Source organism: Ralstonia sp. NFACC01 (genome assembly GCF_900115545.1).
GTDB lineage: Bacteria > Pseudomonadota > Gammaproteobacteria > Burkholderiales > Burkholderiaceae > Ralstonia > Ralstonia mojiangensis.
Map to the genome: position 1 here is coordinate 569,648 of NZ_FOWV01000001.1, position 19,882 is coordinate 589,529.

Sequence of the window (19,882 nt, forward strand, 5' to 3'; positions counted from 1 at the left end):
TGCGCCTGCCGTAACACGCGTAACGGTGCGGCCGTGGCCGCCGTGCGCAGGCAGACCCCGTTGAGGCGCGGACAAGAAAAAAAGCTTAGAAGCTGTTTCGAAATTAATTCATGTAGTGCTTTAGCCTGCTCTAGCAAATCAGTGAACAAGCAAGGGAATCGAGAACCTGAGCTGGGCCGACTGCATCGAGCGCTACGACCGGCCGCATACGCTGTTCTACCTCGACCCGCCGTATTGGGAGACGGAGGGTTATGGCGTCGATTTTCCGTTCAGCGAGTACGAGCGCATGGCAGCGCTCATGCGCGGCTTGAAGGGCAAAGCCATCGTGAGCCTGAATGACCATCCGGATATCCGCAGGTGTTTTGCGGGGTTCGAGATGGAGGCGGTGGATATCAATTACACCGTGGGTGGAGGGCAGGGGGTGGCGCGGCGGGAGGTGATTATTTACAGCTGGGATCGGGCGGCGGAGCCGGTGGGGTTGTTCTAGCGCGAGCATGCGAACGGCCTTGGGCTGTTCGTTTGCCGGCCGCGCGCCGCTCAGCCGCTCAGCGTGGGGGCCAATTGACCGAGCCCGGCGCTCGTCGCGAATGCACTTACATAATCATCGACGGTGGTCAGGGCGGCGAAGTCGACTTCCTTTCCCTGACGTGCTGCTCGTTGCGCTGCCAAGTCGCCCAGCGTGTCCAATTCTTCGCTCGTTATCGACCAAACACCGATGTCGGTTCCGAACTTGTCAGTCGGACGCAACTTGTCAGCGGGAACCCGCAGCGTCTCTGCAATTTCGTTCCAGGCGGAACGAACTGCGGACTCGTCGAGATTGCGCCCAGCGTAGAACTGGCTGTAGATCTCCGCATCGGTGAGCGAGATCCGCTGCGACAAAGCGTGCAGGCCGGCGTTGCTTCGCTTCCGACGGAGCAACACTGCTCCGCCGCCAAGTGCAACGGCGAACGCAGCGAACAGGTATAGGTTCATGAAGGCGTCCGTCGGAAGGGGAGGCGTCTGTGAAGCAGCGGTTCGCTACCGATCGTAATCTACGCAGAACAAGCCGAGCTCAGTCTCCAGCCGATTTGCCAACTCTTTCGCCTCTCCGCGCGATGCAACTACAACGTCTTCTAGGCCGTAGAGCAGAGCCCCGGAATCGTCCACCGGAACCACGGAGATGACCTTCAGTTTTCCGGTGAAGTCACCCAGGGGCTCCACATGCTTGCCATTAGCACGCAGGTCGACGACGTCTCCGACGCTGGGCGGCGAGGGGACGTCAACGGTCCCGGTCACGTTGCCGTACGCGGTGGTCGGGGAGTCGAAAATGCTGAAGTCGATATCAATCTGCATGGTTAGAGAGGAGCTCCAGGAGTCAACAAAGTCATAGCCGCGGCCGTCTCTGCCGACATATCACAACCCATTTTTCTCCCCAAGGAGATCATGGCCCATATGTTCGAAATTCGGCCGTCCAGATCGTCGGCATGGCCCTTCCAGGTCGTATTGGTTCCTGTCACGGCTGGATTTGGGGTGTCGTAGGCATACTTGTACAGCATGGTGTCGTACAGCATGTTGTTCATTTTCACTTTAGCCTGGGCGATAGCCTTCTGAGCCGACGCTTTCAGGGCAACGCATGGATCTTGGCTGTTTGCGCACGTCCTATCGTAGTGTCGTTCCTCAAGCGAGCTCATGCCTGGCGGGCGGGTCTTCGACATCACCGCGCCAGCATTTGGATCGAGGTTGTCTTCGGGGTACTGCGGCCCTTTGATCGGAAGCGATACGTTTGGAATGGGTGGCAATACTAGGCCGCCAGCGCCGGGTGCCGGTATCACTTGCGCATGCGCGGAGGCGATCAGTCCAGCGAGTTGCTTTTTCATCCAAGCGAGCATTGCGTTCCAGCCATGTCTGACCATGTCACCAATGGACTGTGTTCTAGAGCGCTGGGTAGCAGACGTAGCAAATGGGCTTGCGGTTTGAGTGTGCGTGTCGCTTTGGGCCGTCGGAATGTTGTCCAGAATCTGCGTCAGGCGGTGCGCCGCGTCGTAGACGTAGCGCATAACCAAGTTTTGCGGGCCAACCATGGCAGTCCGCTGGCCGATGGCGTCGTACTCGTATCGAATGTGCTGCTCACCATAATCGTAGGCAGTCACCCACCCGCGAGAGTTGTAGCTCAGCTTGATGGCGATGCCATTTACATCCGTCGCTTCAAGTACGCGGCCAGCTGCGTCATAGAGCGTAATGCGGCCGGTTTTTCCGTCGGGATTTGTGAGTGTTTGGAGATTGCCATTGCCGTCATAGGTGAACGTCCATGTGCCGGTCGCAACTCCGTCCGTGCGTTCGGTTGCCGTTAAGGCAAGGCCGCCATTGTCGTAAGTCCAGTCTGTGCGCTTAATGGCGCCCGATGCAGGGGCGCTGAATCCCTGCTCACCATTGGCATCATTGGTTGGTGTGAGGGTGTAGGAAAGGAGATTCCCGTTTGCATCGTAAGAAAACACCTCAATCTTGTTTGGCGCGGCAACTCGAGTCACAAGCCATTGCTGAGGGTCCCACTCTGTAGTGGTGGTTTTCGCATTCGCTGTTCCGGCGCCCTCGACGCGCAGTGTCTCTCGTCCAAGCGAGTCGTAGCTGTATGACGTTGCAGAACCGTCGTAGCCTATCTTGCTCGTCGGGTTGTTGTTGGAGTCGTAGCTGGTGCTCTGCGCTGTGCTGCCGCAAGTCGGGCAGGGTGCGGAGACTCCCGTTGGCAATAGGACACCGTTTTGTTGCAGGAAGGTGTATGTGCTGGTTGTGCCCGATGGAAGCGTGACGATCGTCTGTCCGTTCGATGGATACTGGAACTGGTAGCGATCGGAGGCGGGCGTTACCTCGCTGCTGATGGCTCGCCCTCGGTCATCGTAGGCATACGTTGTATAGCGAACACCAGCTTCGTCTATCACGCCGGTCAAGGCAGTCGGGAAGCGCGTGTTTTCGTAAACGTACTGGCGGATGTTGTTGTCCGGCCATGTGACGGTCGTCAGCATGCCGGAGGCGTTGTAGGCGTACTTTGTGACAGCGCCATCTGGAGCGGTGACAGTTGCGACGCGGCCGCTGGCGTCGTATGCGAATGTCAAAGCACGGCCACTCGGAGCTGTTACCGTCGTCAGGCGCTTGGACGCGTCATACGCCAGCTGAGTGGTACGCCCGTTACGCTCCCGTACGGATTGCAAGCGACCGTCGGCATCGTATGTCTCTACAACGCCGGTTTGGCCAACCTTGTAGAGCCATCCGGTCGTGGCCCCATTTCCATCAATGACTGCCTGTAGGGTGTCACTGCTGCTGGCAGTTGACCAGACAGCGCCGTTCTTTTGGAAGTAGAGAATCGAGCCGTCATCGCGCCACGCAGAAACCTGGGGCGTTTGGAATCGGGCGATGTTGGTATCAAGCGCGCGTTGCCAGTTGAAGAGCCACTTGCCCGTGCCGGCGTTGATGCCAAAAGTCACGAACGAGCGATAGGCCCGCGTTAGAGGAAGCTCCGCGCTGGCACTGTCATTCTCGACGAGGATTTTTGTTCCTGTACCGGGGATAACCGGATACGCAACGGTGCAAGCCTGGACAGGTGGGCGAGGCGTGCAAACGTTATCCGGGGTGAGCGAGCCGTCTGGGCAGGCAAGCTGGGTATACACCGGCCAGCCTCGAGTCAGAGTGCGTGGAGAACTCCACTCACTGGGCACCCTTACAACGAGGCTCAGTTCGCAACTGTTCGGGCCGGACACCTTGCTGCCAACAACGTCGTACTCGCCCCATCCGGTCGACATTGTTTTCGGCGAGTGCGCGGGAACGCAGATGCCTTCCACCGTCTGGGACAGATAGCCGTCGTCGCCGATGAACATCGGAATCGCGTTGTCAGCTTGTGCGGACAGTGAAGCCGCTGCTATCGCAACAGCGATGGACAGTCGGACTGCAGAGGAAGTCCGCTGCAATACGTTCGTGATCAGCCCGTGAATCCCCACCATTGTTGGCTCGCATTGGTATTTTGGTGTCGGGACTTTAAGGCATACCGTTCGCAGATCGATTTCAACTAATTACTATCTGATCTAATGAAAACCGAACCGATTTGCCGCGTCTTTGTCACGTCGCTGTGCGATGTGCGTAATACGGCCGCAGCATGTCCTCAAGAATCGCATCTACCGCATCGAGGCTGCGCGGCTCGGGGTTCAACCACGCATCAATGTTCTCCGGCTTGATCGGAATCGGGCAGCGGTCGTGCCCGGCCTCTGCAATCTCCGGCGGCGGATCGTCGGTGATGATGGCGAACGACAGCAGATCCTTTTCGCCGGGCTTGGTCGCGCGCCAGTGTGACCACACGCAGGCGACGAGCAGCGTCTGCGGCGGGTCGGGGCGGAATTCGAGCACGACGTTTTTGCCGTCTGGCCCGCTCACGTTCTCATAGAAGGCGTCGACCAAGACAAGGCCGTGCGTGTGGCCGTACTGGCCTTTCCAGAAGCCGCGCAGGTTGTCGCGGCGCGCGTTGTAGGTGCCGGGGTACTGCTCGTCGTAGAAGGCCGGTTTGCCGGCGGGGCGGCACTGGTAGCGCATCGGCTTGACGACGCGCCGGCCGTTCTCCATCACCATGACGGGCGCGTACCAGCCGGGGTAGATGCGCGAGTCGCGCGGCTTGAGCTCGGTGCTCTTGAGCTCTTCGAGTTTGCCCTTGGCCGCCGCGATCTTGTTGGTGGCGATGCGGACGTCTTCAGCGGCCTTCTTGGTGGCCTTGGCGGCGAGGGCCTGCTGGGCTTTCTCCAGCCGTTCGGTCTGCTTGGCCAGCTCCTGCAGCAGCGCGATTTCGTCTGCGGCCATGCGCGCGCGGATGACCTCGGCGATCTTCTTTTCTTCTTCTGTCCCGGGCGATTCGAGGAAGTGCACGGTCATCGCCTTGGGGACGCGCATCTTCGGGTTGGCGAAGTACTCCATCACCATCCGCGTGAATTCGTCGAGCGACATGATGGCGCCGTACTCGTGTACGAACCGTCGATAGTCGGCTTCGATTTGGGCGGAGTAGCACATGGGTGCGCATCTTTGCGGTGGAACAGCTGTTGCCGCTCTGCGTGAAGCGTGTAGGGAAGCGGCGACGGTGTGCTGTTGTGCCAAACCGCTTCCCGAGCGGGCGGTTGCCTATGTAGCGGCGGGCAGGGCAGAACTGATTTCTTCAGCGGTTTGCTTGCCCAGCAGAATCGCAGCACTCAGTGCCATGCCTTCTGTCACGAAGCCTTCGGGGGAGCAAGCAGACCTCCATTCCAGCGGTGCTCCGCCATTGGGCACGTAGCGAAATTCACTGGCCCATCTACCGTCGCTTCGTCGCTGGGTGCGTATTTCGACGTGGCCTCTCTGTGCTTTTACGACTAGTTCCATGGGACCCCATTATTGTGTCCCCCCTCTCCTGAAAGAGGGCGCCGTCTGCGCGGCGCGTCCAACAGCATCAAGGTATGAATGATTGAGCAAGATGTCTAGCGATTCGGCCAGTACATCGCGCAAGGCGTTGAATTGAGGCTCGTTTTCAGGATGCACTGAATTGCGCTGCAGCTATTTTGCCATGGCAGCATGGCGGCTCACCAGCCGTCGCCTGGACCGCGCGTGCCTCTGATTTTCACGATCATCTCCGACAGCCAGCTCTCTTGTTGCAGCACTGCCCGCAAGGCCAAAAGCGCGGCGCCGAGCGGATTGTCCGGGTAGACGAAATACTGTTCGGTTTCCAAGCGCCAAGCGTGATAGCCGACGTTGTGGAGCGCGCGGATCTCCCAGAGAAGCCGCATGACGGTTTCGTTGTCGCGGTGTTCTTCGGCCAGCTTGTGGAGCTCGGCAAGGGTGAGCGCGGGAAAGCGCTCGCGGATGGGTTTCGACATGGGCGCACCGTCACCATTTGCGAGCGTTGCGCATTGCCCGGCGCTCATGGGGAGAGGGCTCGGCCGGGCGGGACGCGCGTCGTGCCTCTATCTCTGCAACGTGCTCGTGAAACCATGTCTCCGCCGCGAGCTCCTTGTGCAGCGCTGCCACGGCAATGCCGAATCCGTCTGTCCGGCCGCCCGGGCCTGCGGCCTCGGCGACCTGGTGCACGCGATAGACGAGGTTGCGCAGCGCCTGCACTTCCATCACCAGCCGCCGCACGACGGGGTCGTGACCATAGCGGTCGCCGATGGCCTTCAGTTGCTCGGTGCTGAGCGCGGGGTATTCGATGCGGAGGGGGTAGGGCATGGTACGAGTACTGTATGTTTATACAGTATCGTAGGCCGGATGCTACGCGTCAACGTAGACAATGCAGACGTGGAGCGGGGCGCACCTGGGCGGGCTACCTGCTATTTGTTCCGGTTTCCGGGAGGAGGACTGACTCGCCCAATTCCGCCAACATCGCGGCGCATAGCTGCTTGTCGCCCGGATCGTCGTAAAAGTCACGATCTGCCCGAAGGTTTAGAAAGAGCTCTATCTTGTAGTCCGAAGAAAAGGCGCTTTTGGTAATGGGAAGCGTGTCGCTCAACGCTTTGAGCAAAAGCGATCGACCTCGTGGTTCGACGGCCTTCTCGTTCTCTGACATGCGTTGCGCATTGGCGACTAGCGAGGTCAGCAAAACCTTCATTCTTTCTAGACCTTCCAGCCGCTTGGGGTATTGATCATCTCTTGGCACGGTGGCGAGATATTCATTCGCCAACTCAAAGCCTGTGGTCGCCAAGTGAAGGAGAAATGCCATCAGCGCAGCAAGCTCATCTTTGGGCGGATTGGCCTTGAATGCTGCGTCCGTGTACACCTTGCGAATCGCATTGCCGCCCGCCAAGTACTTGTCGTAGTCCGCAAAACGAGGCTCGATCGGTACGCTGTGGTTGTGCAAGATCGCCAAGTTCTCCAATGCGGTCATCCTGGCGAGGAGGTCTGCGCCATCCTTGGTCGAGAAACGCGGCAGAGGCACTGCACCGGTCGCCAGAATACGTGCGGTCTTAATGTAGTCTTCGCTCGACCATATGCGCGACGATGCGGGAATTCCAACCTCGGCATAGGGCGACGGCTTGTCTGTTTGAGCGTTGACTGGCTGGGCAAGGCAAAGCACGAGTGCAGCAATGAGGGTGGCGTTACGGGTGCTGGTGATGTGCATGTTCGCGTCTTCTTGTTAGGCGTTTTCCGCGGGGCTGGAGGAATTGGGCGCCGGCGCGATGATGTCCAGCCACTTCCACCCGGCAAACCGATCTCCGCTATGCCGCAGGTGAGTGTAGCGCGTCAAGCTGGACGAGGCAGAGCGCGTCTGCTATCTGCAGCACACGTGTGTCGGCGCCAAGCTGGAGGCGCGGACGTTTGGCACTGCGACGAGGAATCAATGAGTGCAGCGCATCCCTCGAAGGTGGTTTTCGCCGTGCTGTGGGTGCGGTCCTGGGCTGCGGAACGGCAGCTACACCTGCGACTCGTACGAGCGCGAGGCGGGCGCGGACTGGAGGATTTGCGGCACGGAGCGACGGATCGGCGCACTCGAATATTGGACACTGTCAAATATTCGGCCCCAACTGCGCTGCGCGGAGAAATAGAAAAGCCAGTGTAATCGCTTGATTACACTGGCTTTTGTTTGGTCGGGGCGAGAGGATTTGAACCTCCGACCACCTGCACCCCATGCAGGTACGCTACCAGGCTGCGCTACGCCCCGAAGCCTGAAAGTATAACAGAGGCCTAGCGCCCATGACTAGTAGTTCGCTCGCAGTTCGATCGGGCGCCGTGTGATGGTGCTCCGCATGGCTGCGGCAAAGAAAGTCCTTGCGCTAGAGTGCGCTCTAGCACCTGTAATCAGAGCGTTCACACTAGGAGACTCCCATGAACGCACTCGAGAACAAGCAGATCCTGCAAGCCGCTTTTGCCGAACTGGCTGTGAGCAACGCCAAGCCCTTCGTTGATCTCATGGCGGATGATTTCAGCTGGGTTTGCACTGGCACGACGCAGTGGTCGCGACGTTATGCAGGCAAGCAGACGGTGCTGGATGAGCTGTTCGCTCCGCTGCGAGCGAAGCTTGGTCGCATTACGACGGTTGCCCACCGCTTCACAGCCGATGGCGATACCGTGGTTGTAGAAGCGCAAGGCCGCAACACGACGCGCGATGGCGTTGCCTATAACAATCAGTACTGTTTCGTCATCCACATGCAAGAGGGCAAGATGCACGAACTGATCGAATACTTCGACACTGATCTCGTCAACCGAGCCCTTGGTACTCCGGTGGACGTCTCCACTGAGTCCCATGGCTGAGCGCGACCCGGCTCGTTTGCTGATCGGTGCCTTGGCTGAACGCACGGGCCGCAGCATTCATACGATTCGTTGGTATGAGGCGCAGGGGTTGATTCCTGGTGTTGCACGCGATGCAAAGGGGCGACGTGTTTATACCGAGCAGCACGTCAACTGGCTTGAGTTGATGGAGCGTCTGCGCAACACGGGGATGTCGGTCGCGCAGATGCGCGAATACACGGCGCTGGTGTGCGAGGGCCGAAGCACCTTGAAAGCTCGGCATGCGTTGCTGGTTGCGCATCGCGCGCAGGTCGCGCAGACGATTGCAGAGTGGACGCGCTCGCTCGCGCTGATCGACGGCAAGATCGATTTCTACGGCGAATGGGTGGCCACGGGAACGCGCCCGGCACGCCAGCCCAACGTGTCGCAAAGCACCGCGAGCACGCGCACTCGCCGCAAGCCCGAGCGCTAGCGATGGCGGACGATCAACCCGTCGCCCGCCGATACCGCGCTGGCGTCACTCCCAGTTGCTGCTTGAACGCCTTGCCGAACGCCGCTTCGGATTGATAACCGACGCGCGCGCCGATTTCGCCCGCACTGAGCTGCGTATGGACCAACGCGTCGCAGGCCAGCGTCATGCGGACACGCGTGAGAAAGTCCCACACCGTCATGTCGGCGCGCGCCTTGAAGTGCCGCGCATAGGTGGCGCGCGACATGGCCGCCAGATCGGCGAGGGCGTCGATGGTCCATGCGCGTTCCGGCGCGCTAAGCATCGCCTGTATCGATGGGCCGAGGCGCGCGTCCGACAGCAGCGTCAGCGTGCCGGAGCTGGCGTTTTCGCGCTGGCCGTACACGCGCAGTGCCATCGTCAGCAACGCTTGGCTGAGCGAGGTGACAATCGCCAGCGCGCCAGGTGCGCGTGTTTCGGCTTCGTCGCGCATCAGTCCAATGAGTGCTTGCAGCGCCGGAAACGACGCACTAGCAATCAATGACACGTGCAGTGGATCGGGCAGCGTACGGACCAGCAGCGTGGTCGAACCCGCTTCGTGAGTGAAGCGGCCGCAGAGCAGGTCGACCTCGGCGGCACCGCGGCCGGTTTGGCGGAGCGGCAACATACCGTCGTGCGATGTGCGAGGCTTGCGGGCGGGCGCATCCGCAGCGCCGGTGTTGTGAATCGTGTGGGCCGCGCCGCGCGGGAAGAGGACGAAATCGCCTTCCCGCAGCGTAAGCGTGTGACCACCCGTGTCGACCACGCAACTGCCCGACAGCACGAGATGGAACAGTACTTGGCCATTTGGCTCCGGATCGTGGGGGATCGAGAAGGGCCCTTGGAACAGGCACCGCAAATCGAGGCTCGCCTGCGGCCGGGTGAGTTGAATGAATTGGCTGAGTGCGTCCATTGAGACGATTGCGACAAAAATTGCCTGAATTAAGTATTCAATGGATCGCACATAAAGACAATACTCTTTCCAACGGCGCGGCATCGGGCCAGCGCCACACCACCGGAGCACATCATGCTGAACTGGGTCGAGTATCGGAAGGAATTGCTGGGTCGCATTGGCGAGATCGGTCAAATCACGCCGGATACGGTCAAGGGCTACAAGACGCTGTCGGCTGCGACGACGGGCAGTCTGGATGCAAAGACGCGCGAACTGATCGCGCTGGCCGTGGCAGTGACCACACGTTGCGATGGCTGTATCACCGTGCACACCGCCGAGGCGATCAAGCATGGCGCAACCCATGAGGAGATTGCCGACGCGCTGAGCGTAGCGATTTCGCTCAATGCCGGGGCAGCGTTGGTGTACTCGGCGCGTGTCATGGACGCAGTGCAGGCCTACGAGAAGGCCTGACCGCGTTGGCTACCGTGCGATCCGCAGCCGGCAGGTCGCCTGCCGGGTCTCGCCAGGGGCGAGCAGGTGCAGGCCTTCGCCGTGGTGGATCGCATTCGGCAAGCCCATCCATGGTTCGACGCAGTAGAAGTCCGACGTGGCGTTTTCTGTCCAGGTGGTGATGGCGTGCCAGGGCACCGGCGCGCCGTCCACCTCGAAGCGAATACGCCGCCCGAGCGGCGCTTCCGCATGCGGCGGAATGACCAGCGTGGCTGCGCCGGCGTCATCGAGCAAGTGATATCGGTCTTGCAGGGCTGGGTCGTCTAGCTGGTAGGTCCCGCGCCCCGGCTCGGGTCTGTCGAGGCTGCCATCGGGCAGTTGGCGTGACAGCCTCGCTGACGGCATCAACAATTCGGTCGCGCCGCGCAGTGCATGCGGTAGCGCCAGGTAGAAATGATGGCCGGCGTAGAAGGGCATGGGCGCATGCGCGTCGCCTTCGTCCAGATGCTTGACGGAGAAGGTCGCCTCCAGCCCGTCGTCAATCAGCCGGTACGTCACGCGAAATTCGAAGGCGAATGGATAGCCTTGGTGCGTCTGGGGGCTGTCGCGCAGCAGTAAGACGATGTGTGCGTCGCTTGCATCTTCCATTTCGAACGGCAGGTCGCGTGCAAAGCCGTGTTGCGGGAGCTCATGAAGTTGCCCGCGCGCGTCGCGCCAGCGGCCGACTTTGCCCTCCACAAAATGCCGGCCGATGAAGGGAAAGAGCAGCGGATTGCCGCCACGCACTTTGGCTGGATTTGTCCAATCGGCCGGTTCGGGCCAGAAGAGGATGTCTTCGCCGCGATGGCGCCAGCGCACCAGCCGGCCGCCGGCTTCCGGCGCGAGCAGCAGCATGGAGCCGTCAGCACGCGAGTCGCCGATGCGGATGAGTGTGCGATCCTGAAAGCGAGCGGTTGGCAGGTCGTGCATAGGTTGGGTGGAGTGACTTGTTGGCATGGGAATCGCGTACTAGATTGTCAATGCGTTTTGCCCGGAGGGAAACCATGTCCGTCAATTGCGTGCTGCCCGCACATACCGTTCCCCCGCCCGACGAGCCTTCGCCGCCGGGAATTCCCCCCGATCTGCCATCGCCCGATGAACCCCCGCCGCCGGTCGAACCACCGGAGCTGTCGCGGAAGTAATCTGCTGTTACCAATCGTCACAGCTTTGCGTGAAGCGGTTCGTAAGATAGCGCCAGTCCTCGCGCGACTGCGCGTTTCTACAACGACAATACGAGCCCAATCATGTCGATTCTTCCGCGTCTGACCCTGTGCGCAGTGCTGGCGGCCTCCGTGGCCGGTTGTGTCGTGGCGCCACCGCAGCCCACGCGCACGGTGGTGGTGCGTGAGCCGGTTCCCGTCGCGGCACCGGTAGACCCGCGCGCACGCTTTGACCAGGTACAGGGCCGTCTTGCGGAAGAATTCCACCGTATCGACGTTCGCCAATCGCAGGGCTACATCGATCCGTACCGCGCTGACGGCCTGCGCGACCGCCTGCGCCGCATCCGCCAGGAAGCCAACGACATGGCCAGCCAGCATCGCGGCGGCTTGTCTGGCGATGAGCAGCACGCGCTGAACGACGAACTCGGCGCCGTTTCGCACGACATCGGCCGCTAAGCCGTCCTCTTCCCGGCCCCTCATTCGCCGATGTTGCGTTGCAATATCGGCGAAATGCATTGTTGCGCGGCGTTGCGTGCGCAGCCGGCGGAAGCTGATACGCTTGCGTTCCTCCTGAGCGAGCAAGCCCGACACCGACGCGGCTTCCCGCGGCCGGTTCTGGCCTTGTGCCGTGCGAAAGATCATCCACTGCGACTGCGATTGTTTTTACGCTGCCATCGAAATGCGCGACGATCCGCGCCTAGTTGGCAAGCCGCTGGCCGTGGGTGGGCGGCCGGAGCGGCGCGGCGTGGTCGCAACCTGCAATTACGAGGCGCGCAAGTTTGGCATCCATTCGGCGATGCCCATGGCGCAGGCCGTCAAACGCTGTCCGGACTTGCTGATCGTGCCGCCGTCGATGGAAAAGTACCGCCAGGTCGCGCGCCAGATCTTTGCCATCTATCACGGCTACACGCCCTTGGTGGAGCCGCTCTCGCTGGACGAAGCGTACCTGGATGTGACCGACAGCCCCATGCTTGCGGGCAGCGGCACGCGCATCGCAGAAGACATCCGCCGCCGCGTGCGCGAAGAAATCGGCATTACCGTGTCGGCGGGCGTTGCGCCCAACAAGTTCATTGCCAAGATCGCCAGTGACTGGAACAAGCCCGATGGCCTGTTCGTCGTGCGGCCGGAGCAGATCGATGCGTTTGTTGCGGAGCTGCCCGTCGACCGCCTGTTCGGCGTCGGCAAGGTGACCGCTGCCAAGCTGCGCCGCCTGGGTGCGGAAACCTGCGGCGACTTGCGCGCCTGGGGCACCGACCGCTTACAGCAGCATTTCGGCGTATTCGGTTTCCGGCTGCACGACCTTTGCCGCGGCATCGATCATCGGCAGGTGCAACCCTCGCAAGTCCGCAAGTCGGTCAGTGTGGAAGAAACCTACGCCACCGATCTGCGCACACTTGATGATTGCCAGCGCGAATTGATTGTCCTCGTCGAGCAGCTTGCCGCCCGCGTCGAGCGTGCCCGCGCAGGCAACATGATCCACAAAACCTACGTCAAGCTGCGTTTTGCCGATTTTCGTGGCACGACAGTGGAATGCATCTCGCCCCAGGTGTCCTTGCCGGTGTTCTCCAAGCTGCTGGCTCAGGGGTTTGAACGCCGCGGCATTCCCGTGCGACTGCTCGGCGTGGGCGTGCGGCTATATGAGTCGGATGCGCATGCGCGCCAGCAACCGCTGTTTGCCGAAGACCTGGCCCGCACTGACTGAGATTGAACCGGCCGAGCCGGCAATCGGATACGAATTGTCCTATTTTCCTGTCTGCATGACGGCGATAGAAGGGCGGAATGTCGCCAGCGGGTAGAATGCCCGCTTTTTTGCATAATCCGCCGCCGCGCACCACACGTGCGCGACAGTGCATGCCGTCACATTCGGCAGCACGCAGACAGGAGACGCAGTCAATGAGTTTGTTTCGTACCAAAAACGTGGATCACATGATCCGCACGGGTCACAGCAATACCGGCCTGAAGAAAGTCCTCGGGCCCCTGGACCTGACGTTCCTGGGCGTCGGCGCCATCATCGGCACCGGCATCTTCGTGCTTACCGGCACTGGCGCGCTGACCGCAGGACCGGCGCTAACGTTGTCCTTCATCGTCGCAGCGCTCGCCTGCGGATTTGCCGCGCTGTGCTACGCCGAATTCGCCTCGACCATTCCCGTGTCGGGCTCCATCTATACATATGCCTACGCCACGATGGGCGAGCTGGTCGCCTGGATCATCGGCTGGGATCTGATGCTCGAATATGGCTTGGCCACATCCGCTGTTTCGGTGGGTTGGTCCGGCTATTTCCAATCGCTGCTGTCTGGCTTCGGCCTTCATCTGCCTGTGGCGCTCACCGCTGCACCGGGTGCAATTCCGGGCGTGCAGACGCTGTTCAACCTGCCGGCGCTGGTGATCATGCTGCTGATCACGACGCTGCTGTCGTTCGGCATTCGCGAATCGGCGCGCGCCAACAACATCATGGTCGCAATCAAGGTGACGGTGGTGCTGCTGTTTATCGTCGTGGGCGTGCGCCATGTGCAGCCCGCCAACTGGCAGCCGTTTATGCCGTTCGGCATGGAAGGCGTGTTCGGCGCGGCGGCCATCGTGTTCTTCGCCTTCATCGGTTTCGATGCGGTGACGTCCGCGGCCGAAGAGGTGCGCAATCCCAAGCGCGACTTGCCGATCGGCATCATTGGTTCGCTGGCGGTCTGCACGATTCTCTATGTGCTTGTGGCCGCCATCATGACGGGCATCGTGCCGTTCGCGAAGTTTGCGGGCGTGGATCACCCCGTGTCGCTGGCGTTGCAGATGGCCGGTGAAGGCTGGGTGGCGGGCTTTGTCGATCTGGGTGCCATCATCGGCATGACGACCGTGATTCTGGTGATGGCGTATGGCCAGACCCGCATCATCTTCGCCATGTCGCGCGACGGGCTACTGCCCAAGCGCTTGTCGCACATCCATCCGCGCTTTGCGACGCCGTTTCTGAACACCTGGGTGGTGGGCATCGTCTTCGCTGTGATCGCTGCATTCGTGCCGCTGAATGTGTTGGCAGAACTGATCAACATTGGCACGCTGGCGGCGTTCTCGCTGATCGCCGTTGCCGTGTTGGTGCTGCGTCGCACGCGTCCGGACTTGCATCGTGGCTTCCGTTGCCCCGGCGTGCCGGTGGTGCCGCTGCTGGCCATCGGCATGTGCCTGTTCCTGATGGGCCACCTGCAGGCCGTTACCTGGATCGCCTTTGTGGTGTGGGTTGCGATCGGCTTGCTGGTGTACTTCGGGTATGCGCGTCGTCGTTCGCTGCTGCACACGTCGGAACATGGCGCTGCGCCGGTTTCCGAAACCGTGCTCTGACCAAGAAGGGCGCATCCATTCCCTGACGACATGGCTGCGACGCGGTCAAACATTGTCGTTCGAATCGCCGACTGAGGGGTGTGAGTGGTTTTCCCCTCAGTCGGCGCGCAACTATTACAACGTCGATGTATTGCGTTCAACCCGCGCGCTTTTTGGCGAGGGTTCCAACGCATTCCGCGCTGACATCGACATGTCGCAAACCATGTGGTTGCATTGGCAGGCACACTTTGGCTGTTCGTCCGGCACGCGCCTTGCGTGTGGCTTCCGCTTTGCTCAAATTGGCAAGCGCGCGGCCCTGACAAAAAAGCATAGCTGCGACGAAGAGGCGCGCGAGGCCTGATGCCGCCTGGGATAGCGGCGTCAAGCCACCATTCAACGGCTGCGATGCTACAAATGACGCTCGCACGTGCATCGCAAGCTGTGGTTAAAATGATTTATGCAGCCAGACACGATGTCTGACGAAACCTTGCCGGCCCCCCCGCAAAGTTTCCACGCAACAGCGTGTGCGTTGTTGTCCATTGCAATCGGAGGGCTTTGACGATGGAAATCAAGTTCGAAAAGAAAGAGGCGTACGACATCAACAACGAAGGCCTGCTGTTCGACGCACTGGTCGACGGTGAAAAGGTGACTTGCGTGGCAACGCGTGAGGCGCTTTGGGAAGGCCTGGAAGGTGATCAGGTGTTGTCGCTTCAGGCAGCCTTCGAGGCTGGCCAAGAGCGGATCCAGGATGCCGCCCGCGTACTCATTGCAGACGGCGTGCAGCGATCTCATGGATTAGATGATTTGCCGCAACCGGTCGTGGTCAAGCGCGCGCATATTGCCGTGGCCTGAGTCTGATCGATTGCTCCCGTAGACATCGGCGTGCCCGATGCCTCTGCATGGCGGACACATCGTCCGCCGCCTGAAAAGCCGGTCCGCGTGACCGGCTTTTTCATTGCGCCTCAGTTTCCCGACTTGACAGGGCCGCAATCCAATCAGATGATTAACATGTTAATTATATGAGAGGGCAGGAGACACCATGCTGCGAGGCAGAGTGATATTGCCGCAGGGGCAAGTCGTGGAGCGGGTGTTCGCATCCGCGGCAGAGCCTGCTGTTTCCTTGCGTTGGCTGCCGCCGGTCGAAGGTACCGTGGTCGGCGCGTTGCTGAACTACCGCGGCGAACTGGATGCGCTGGGCGACGCGCTATCTGCACCGCCTTACCAGGCCCCGCCCAAGGCGCCCATCCTGTATCTCAAGCCGGCTAACACGCGCATTGGCCATGACCACGATGTTGCTCTGCCGGCAGACGTGGATGGCGTTTGGGCCGGTGCTTGCCTGGGAGTGGTGATCGGTCGTACCGCCACGGGCGTGCCAGCGCTGCAGGCCGCCAATTTCATCGCCGGCTACACCGTCGTCAACGACCTGACCGTGCCGCATGCGAGCTACTATCGCCCGGCGATCCGCCACAAGTGCCGCGATGGCTTTTGCCCGATGGGACCATGGATGGTCGACCGCGAAGATGTGCTCGACGCCGATGCGCTTGATATCACCGTGCGCATCAACGGTGAGATCAAACAGCGTGCAAACACGTCGACGCTGGTGCGGCCCGTCGCCCAACTGCTCGCCGACGTGACGGCATTCATGACGCTTGAAGCAGGCGATGTGCTGCTCGTTGGCATGCCGGAGAATCCGCCGCTGGCGCGCGCAGGGGATCGCATCGATATCGACATCGCCCACATTGGCACGCTGACGACGACGTTGATCCGCCAATCGGAGGTTTCGCGATGAAACACGCGCGTATTGCCTATGACGGCGCGATCCATCTCGCCACCGCCATGCCCGGCGACGACACCCGCCTGCGACTGGCCGACGGCCGTGTTTTGCGCGAAACCGAGGGCGTCTGGCTGCCGCCGGTGGAACCCCGCACCGCCTTCGCGCTGGGCCTGAACTACGCCGACCACGCCAAGGAGCTGGCCTTCAAAGCGCCCGAGGAGCCGCTCGCTTTCCTGAAAGGGCCAAATACGCTGATCGGCCATCGCGCCCATACCGTGCGCCCCGCTGGCGTTGCGTTCATGCATTACGAATGCGAGTTGGTCGTGGTCATCGGCAAGACCGTGCGTAATGTGCCGCGCGAGCATGCCTATGACTACGTGGCCGGATATACGATGGCCAACGACTACGCCATCCGCGACTATCTCGAGAACTATTACCGCCCGAATCTGCGCGTGAAAAGCCGCGACACCTGCACGCCCATCGGGCCGTGGCTGGTAGACCGAGACGATGTGCCAGACCCGATGAATCTCGCGCTACGCACCACCGTCAACGGCCGAGTCACGCAAGAGGGCAACACGCGCGACATGATCTTCGACGTTCCTGCCTTGATAGCGTGGTTCTCCAGCTTCATGACGCTCAGCCCCGGCGACATGATTTTGACTGGCACGCCGGAGGGCTTGGCCGACACGCAACCCGGCGACGAAGTCATCACAGAAATTGAAGGCATCGGCAGGCTGGTGAGCACCATCGTTGCCGAAGAACCGAACCAGGAGCCCGCATGAGCGCCGTCAACATGGACCCTGTCAAGCATTGGATCGATGGCCGTCAGGTCGACAGCGTGGAGCGTTTCATCACGACTAACCCGGCAACGGGCGAGGCCATCGTCGAGGTGGCGTCAGGCGGTGAAGCCGAGATCAACGCGGCGGTAGCGGCAGCCAAGGCAGCATTTCCGGCCTGGGCCAACACGCCGGCCAAGCAGCGCGCCAAGCTGATGCGCCGACTGGGCGAGCTGATCGAGCAGAACGTGCCGCACCTGGCCGCGCTGGAGACGATGGACACCGGCCTGCCGATCGCGCAGACGAGCAAGCAGCTCATTCCGCGCGCTTCCGAGAACTTCCATTTCTTCGCCGAGGTGTGCACGCAGGTCAACGGCCGCACGTATCCGGTGGATGATCAGATGCTGAATTACACGCTGTATCAGCCGGTGGGCGTGTGCGCGTTGATCTCGCCTTGGAACGTGCCGTTCATGACGGCCACCTGGAAGGTCGCGCCGTGCCTGGCGCTGGGCAATACGGCCGTGCTGAAGATGTCGGAACTGTCGCCGCTGACAGCGGATCAACTCGGTCGCCTGGCGCTGGAAGCCGGTATTCCGCCGGGTGTGCTGAACGTGGTGCAAGGCTACGGCGCGACTGCCGGCGACGCACTAGTGCGCCATCCAGATGTGCGGGTGGTGTCGTTTACGGGCGGCACGACGACCGGCAAGCGGATCATGGAGCGTGCCGGTCTGAAGAAATTCTCGATGGAGCTGGGCGGCAAATCGCCCGTGCTCGTCTTCGATGATGCGGACCTGGACCGCGCGCTGGATGCGTCGCTGTTCACCATCTTCTCGATCAACGGCGAGCGCTGCACGGCCGGTTCGCGCATCTTCGTGCAAGAGAGCGTCTACGACGATTTCGTACGCAAGTTTGCCGAGCGTGCCAAGCGGCTTGTGGTGGGCGATCCAGCGGACGAGAAGACCCATGTCGGCTCGATGATCACGCGCGCGCATTGGGAGAAGGTCACGGGCTACATCCGCCTGGGCGAGCAGGAGGGCGCGAAGATTCTCGCCGGCGGCGCGGAAAAGCCCGCAGGCCTTCCCGACCACCTCAAGAACGGCAACTTCGTCGCGCCCACGGTGCTGGCCAACGTCGACAACCGTATGCGAGTCGCCCAGGAGGAGATCTTTGGCCCGGTGGCTTGCCTGATCCCGTTCAAGGACGAGGCCGATGGCCTGAAACTCGCCAATGACGTGGAATACGGTCTGGCCTCGTACATCTGGACGCAGAACGTCGGCAAAGTGCACCGTGTGGCGCGCGGTATCGAGGCCGGCATGGTGTTCGTCAATAGCCAGAATGTGCGCGACTTGCGTCAGCCTTTCGGCGGTGTCAAAGCGTCCGGTACGGGGCGTGAGGGCGGCGAGTACAGTCTGGAGGTGTTTGCCGAAATCAAGAACGTCTGTATCTCGATGGGCAGCCACCATATCCCGCGCTGGGGCGTTTGACGCGCCGCCGGTCACACCACACAACAAGGGCGGAAGGAGACACCATGGGCAAGCTGGCCTTGGCCGCGAAGATTACCCACGTGCCGTCGATGTACCTGTCGGAGCTGCCGGGCAAGCATCATGGCTGCCGCGAGGCGGCCATCGAGGGCCACCGCATCATCGGACAGCGTTGCCGTGACCTGGGCGTGGACACCATCGTCGTGTCCGACGTGCACTGGCTGGTTAACGCCGGCTATCACGTCAATTGCAATGCGCGCTTCGAAGGTGTCTACACGAGCAACGAGCTGCCGCATTTCATTAAGGACATGCGGTACGCGTATCCGGGCAACCCGGCGCTTGGTCGATTGATTGCGGAGACGGCATCGGCGCGCGGTGTGTTCACGCGTGCGCACGAAATCGACAGCCTTGAGCTTGAGTACGGCACGCTGGTGCCGATGCGGTACATGAACAGCGACCAGCACTTCAAGGTCGTGTCGATCGCGGGCTGGTGCGCGTGGCACACACTGGAAGAAAGCCGCCGCTTTGGCGCCGCGCTGCTTGAAGCCATCGAGGCCAGCGACAGCAACGTCGCATTTCTTGCCAGCGGATCGCTCTCGCACCGTTTCAACGGCAACGGAAGCTCCGAAGAATCCATTCACCAGATCAGCCGCGAGTTTTTCAAGCAGGTCGACCTGCGCGTGGTCGAGCTGTGGAAGCAGGGCGACTGGAAGACCTTCTGCGCGATGCTGCCCGAGTACGCATCGCTGTGTGAAGGCGAGGGCGGCATGCACGACACAGCCATGCTGCTCGGCCTGCTTGGCTGGGACGCCTATGACAGGGGCGTCGAGGTCATCACCGAATATTTCGCCAGCTCCGGCACGGGCCAGATCAACGCGATCTTCCCGTTGCCCGGACGTGAGCAAGTTGAAGCCTGAGGAGATCGACATGCCGCATGTCATCGTCGAATACACCGACAACCTGGGCGACGACGCCCGCATTCCGGAATTGCTGCAGGCGATGAACGAGACGCTGATGGCGCAGAACGGCGTGTTTTCGACCGGCGGGATCCGATCGCGCGCCATGAAGCTGACCGACTACCGCGTGGCCGACGGCAAAGAGGATGACGCCTTCGTTCATGTCACGCTCAAGATTGCAGCGGGCCGTACTCCCGAGGTCAAGAAGGCCGCCGGCGATGCGCTGTTCGAGGCAGTCAAGGTACATTTTACCGAGGCCTTCGGGCGCCGTTATCTAGCGCTGTCGATGGAGCTGGCCGAGTTTGACGAGGGCGGCAGCTATAAGCACAACAACATCCACGCGCGTTTTCCCAAGGCTTGAC

Annotated in this window: 22 protein-coding genes, 1 tRNA gene and 1 pseudogene; 14 read left to right on the forward strand and 10 right to left on the reverse strand. The window is 61.2% G+C overall.

Annotation, left to right across the window (positions count from 1 at the left end):
* Positions 1–157 precede the first annotated feature (157 nt).
* Positions 158–487: pseudogene (locus BM136_RS02760) on the forward strand (DNA adenine methylase); the annotation flags it as partial.
* A gap of 50 nt (positions 488–537) precedes the next feature.
* Here BM136_RS02760 and BM136_RS02765 read toward each other — a convergent pair.
* The 8 genes from BM136_RS02765 to BM136_RS02805 form a co-directional block, all read right to left on the reverse strand.
* Positions 538–972, reverse strand: coding sequence for a hypothetical protein (locus BM136_RS02765; protein ID WP_092970070.1), 435 nt, complete (start codon positions 970–972; stop codon positions 538–540).
* Between the two features lie 45 nt (positions 973–1,017).
* Positions 1,018–1,332 (reverse strand): hypothetical protein, encoded by a 315-nt coding sequence (locus BM136_RS02770; protein WP_092970072.1) that lies wholly within the window; start codon positions 1,330–1,332, stop codon positions 1,018–1,020.
* Between the two features lie 2 nt (positions 1,333–1,334).
* Positions 1,335–3,848 (reverse strand): RHS repeat domain-containing protein, encoded by a 2,514-nt coding sequence (locus BM136_RS02775; RefSeq protein WP_175537065.1) that lies wholly within the window; start codon positions 3,846–3,848, stop codon positions 1,335–1,337.
* A 238-nt stretch (positions 3,849–4,086) separates the two neighbouring features.
* Positions 4,087–5,022 (reverse strand): SOS response-associated peptidase family protein, encoded by a 936-nt coding sequence (locus tag BM136_RS02780; RefSeq protein ID WP_092970076.1) that lies wholly within the window; start codon positions 5,020–5,022, stop codon positions 4,087–4,089.
* Between the two features lie 542 nt (positions 5,023–5,564).
* Entirely contained in the window at positions 5,565–5,858 is a 294-nt protein-coding gene (locus BM136_RS02790) for a hypothetical protein (RefSeq protein ID WP_092970080.1), read from the reverse strand.
* A 10-nt stretch (positions 5,859–5,868) separates the two neighbouring features.
* Positions 5,869–6,207, reverse strand: coding sequence for a hypothetical protein (locus BM136_RS02795; RefSeq protein WP_092970082.1), 339 nt, complete (start codon positions 6,205–6,207; stop codon positions 5,869–5,871).
* Between the two features lie 94 nt (positions 6,208–6,301).
* Positions 6,302–7,096, reverse strand: coding sequence for a hypothetical protein (locus BM136_RS02800; RefSeq protein WP_092970084.1), 795 nt, complete (start codon positions 7,094–7,096; stop codon positions 6,302–6,304).
* A gap of 463 nt (positions 7,097–7,559) precedes the next feature.
* Positions 7,560–7,636 (reverse strand) — tRNA-Pro (locus BM136_RS02805).
* Positions 7,637–7,800: 164 nt separating this feature from the next.
* Between BM136_RS02805 and BM136_RS02810 the strand changes: the two genes are divergently transcribed.
* On the forward strand, positions 7,801–8,226 hold the full coding sequence (locus BM136_RS02810) for a nuclear transport factor 2 family protein (RefSeq protein ID WP_092970086.1): 426 nt from the start codon (positions 7,801–7,803) through the stop codon (positions 8,224–8,226).
* A complete protein-coding gene (locus BM136_RS02815) occupies positions 8,219–8,674 on the forward strand; it encodes a MerR family transcriptional regulator (RefSeq protein ID WP_092970088.1) in 456 nt (151 codons plus the stop codon). The genes BM136_RS02810 and BM136_RS02815 overlap by 8 nt, the downstream gene beginning before the upstream one ends.
* Before the next feature lie 13 nt (positions 8,675–8,687).
* Here BM136_RS02815 and BM136_RS02820 read toward each other — a convergent pair whose 3' ends face one another.
* Complete coding sequence (locus BM136_RS02820) at positions 8,688–9,602, reverse strand: cupin domain-containing protein (protein ID WP_092970090.1); 915 nt, start codon at positions 9,600–9,602, stop codon at positions 8,688–8,690.
* 114 nt (positions 9,603–9,716) lie between these two features.
* Between BM136_RS02820 and BM136_RS02825 the strand changes: the two genes are divergently transcribed.
* Positions 9,717–10,052, forward strand: a complete 336-nt coding sequence (locus BM136_RS02825) for a carboxymuconolactone decarboxylase family protein (protein WP_012435915.1) — start codon at positions 9,717–9,719, stop codon at positions 10,050–10,052.
* A 9-nt stretch (positions 10,053–10,061) separates the two neighbouring features.
* Here the strand turns inward: BM136_RS02825 and BM136_RS02830 are convergent, their stop codons facing one another.
* Positions 10,062–11,000: an aldose epimerase family protein gene (locus tag BM136_RS02830; RefSeq protein WP_092970092.1), complete on the reverse strand. Its 939-nt coding sequence runs from the start codon at positions 10,998–11,000 to the stop codon at positions 10,062–10,064.
* Between the two features lie 314 nt (positions 11,001–11,314).
* On the opposite strand from BM136_RS02830, the gene BM136_RS02835 reads away from it, so the two are divergent.
* The 10 genes from BM136_RS02835 to BM136_RS02880 all read left to right on the forward strand — a co-directional run bounded on the left by BM136_RS02835 (position 11,315) and on the right by BM136_RS02880 (position 19,881).
* Complete coding sequence (locus tag BM136_RS02835; RefSeq protein WP_092970094.1) at positions 11,315–11,686, forward strand: hypothetical protein; 372 nt, start codon at positions 11,315–11,317, stop codon at positions 11,684–11,686.
* A 172-nt stretch (positions 11,687–11,858) separates the two neighbouring features.
* Positions 11,859–12,932 carry a DNA polymerase IV gene (dinB, locus tag BM136_RS02840; protein ID WP_092970096.1) on the forward strand — a complete coding sequence of 358 codons (1,074 nt, stop codon included), beginning with the start codon at positions 11,859–11,861 and terminating at the stop codon, positions 12,930–12,932.
* A 191-nt stretch (positions 12,933–13,123) separates the two neighbouring features.
* Positions 13,124–14,554: a branched-chain amino acid transporter BcaP gene (locus tag BM136_RS02845; protein ID WP_092970098.1), complete on the forward strand. Its 1,431-nt coding sequence runs from the start codon at positions 13,124–13,126 to the stop codon at positions 14,552–14,554.
* A 52-nt stretch (positions 14,555–14,606) separates the two neighbouring features.
* Complete coding sequence (locus tag BM136_RS02850; RefSeq protein WP_139219341.1) at positions 14,607–14,894, forward strand: hypothetical protein; 288 nt, start codon at positions 14,607–14,609, stop codon at positions 14,892–14,894.
* A gap of 200 nt (positions 14,895–15,094) precedes the next feature.
* Positions 15,095–15,385, forward strand: coding sequence for a DUF1488 family protein (locus BM136_RS02855; protein ID WP_092970102.1), 291 nt, complete (start codon positions 15,095–15,097; stop codon positions 15,383–15,385).
* Positions 15,386–15,572: 187 nt separating this feature from the next.
* Entirely contained in the window at positions 15,573–16,322 is a 750-nt protein-coding gene (locus tag BM136_RS02860; RefSeq protein ID WP_092970104.1) for a fumarylacetoacetate hydrolase family protein, read from the forward strand.
* Positions 16,319–17,089, forward strand: a complete 771-nt coding sequence (locus BM136_RS02865) for a fumarylacetoacetate hydrolase family protein (protein ID WP_092970106.1) — start codon at positions 16,319–16,321, stop codon at positions 17,087–17,089. Before BM136_RS02860 ends, BM136_RS02865 begins: the two co-directional genes overlap by 4 nt.
* Positions 17,086–18,567 carry a 5-carboxymethyl-2-hydroxymuconate semialdehyde dehydrogenase gene (hpaE, locus tag BM136_RS02870; protein ID WP_092970108.1) on the forward strand — a complete coding sequence of 494 codons (1,482 nt, stop codon included), beginning with the start codon at positions 17,086–17,088 and terminating at the stop codon, positions 18,565–18,567. Before BM136_RS02865 ends, hpaE begins: the two co-directional genes overlap by 4 nt.
* A gap of 44 nt (positions 18,568–18,611) precedes the next feature.
* Entirely contained in the window at positions 18,612–19,481 is an 870-nt protein-coding gene (gene hpaD, locus BM136_RS02875) for a 3,4-dihydroxyphenylacetate 2,3-dioxygenase (protein WP_092970110.1), read from the forward strand.
* 10 nt (positions 19,482–19,491) lie between these two features.
* Positions 19,492–19,881, forward strand: a complete 390-nt coding sequence (locus tag BM136_RS02880; protein WP_092970112.1) for a 5-carboxymethyl-2-hydroxymuconate Delta-isomerase — start codon at positions 19,492–19,494, stop codon at positions 19,879–19,881.
* The last annotated feature ends 1 nt before the right edge of the window (position 19,882 follow it).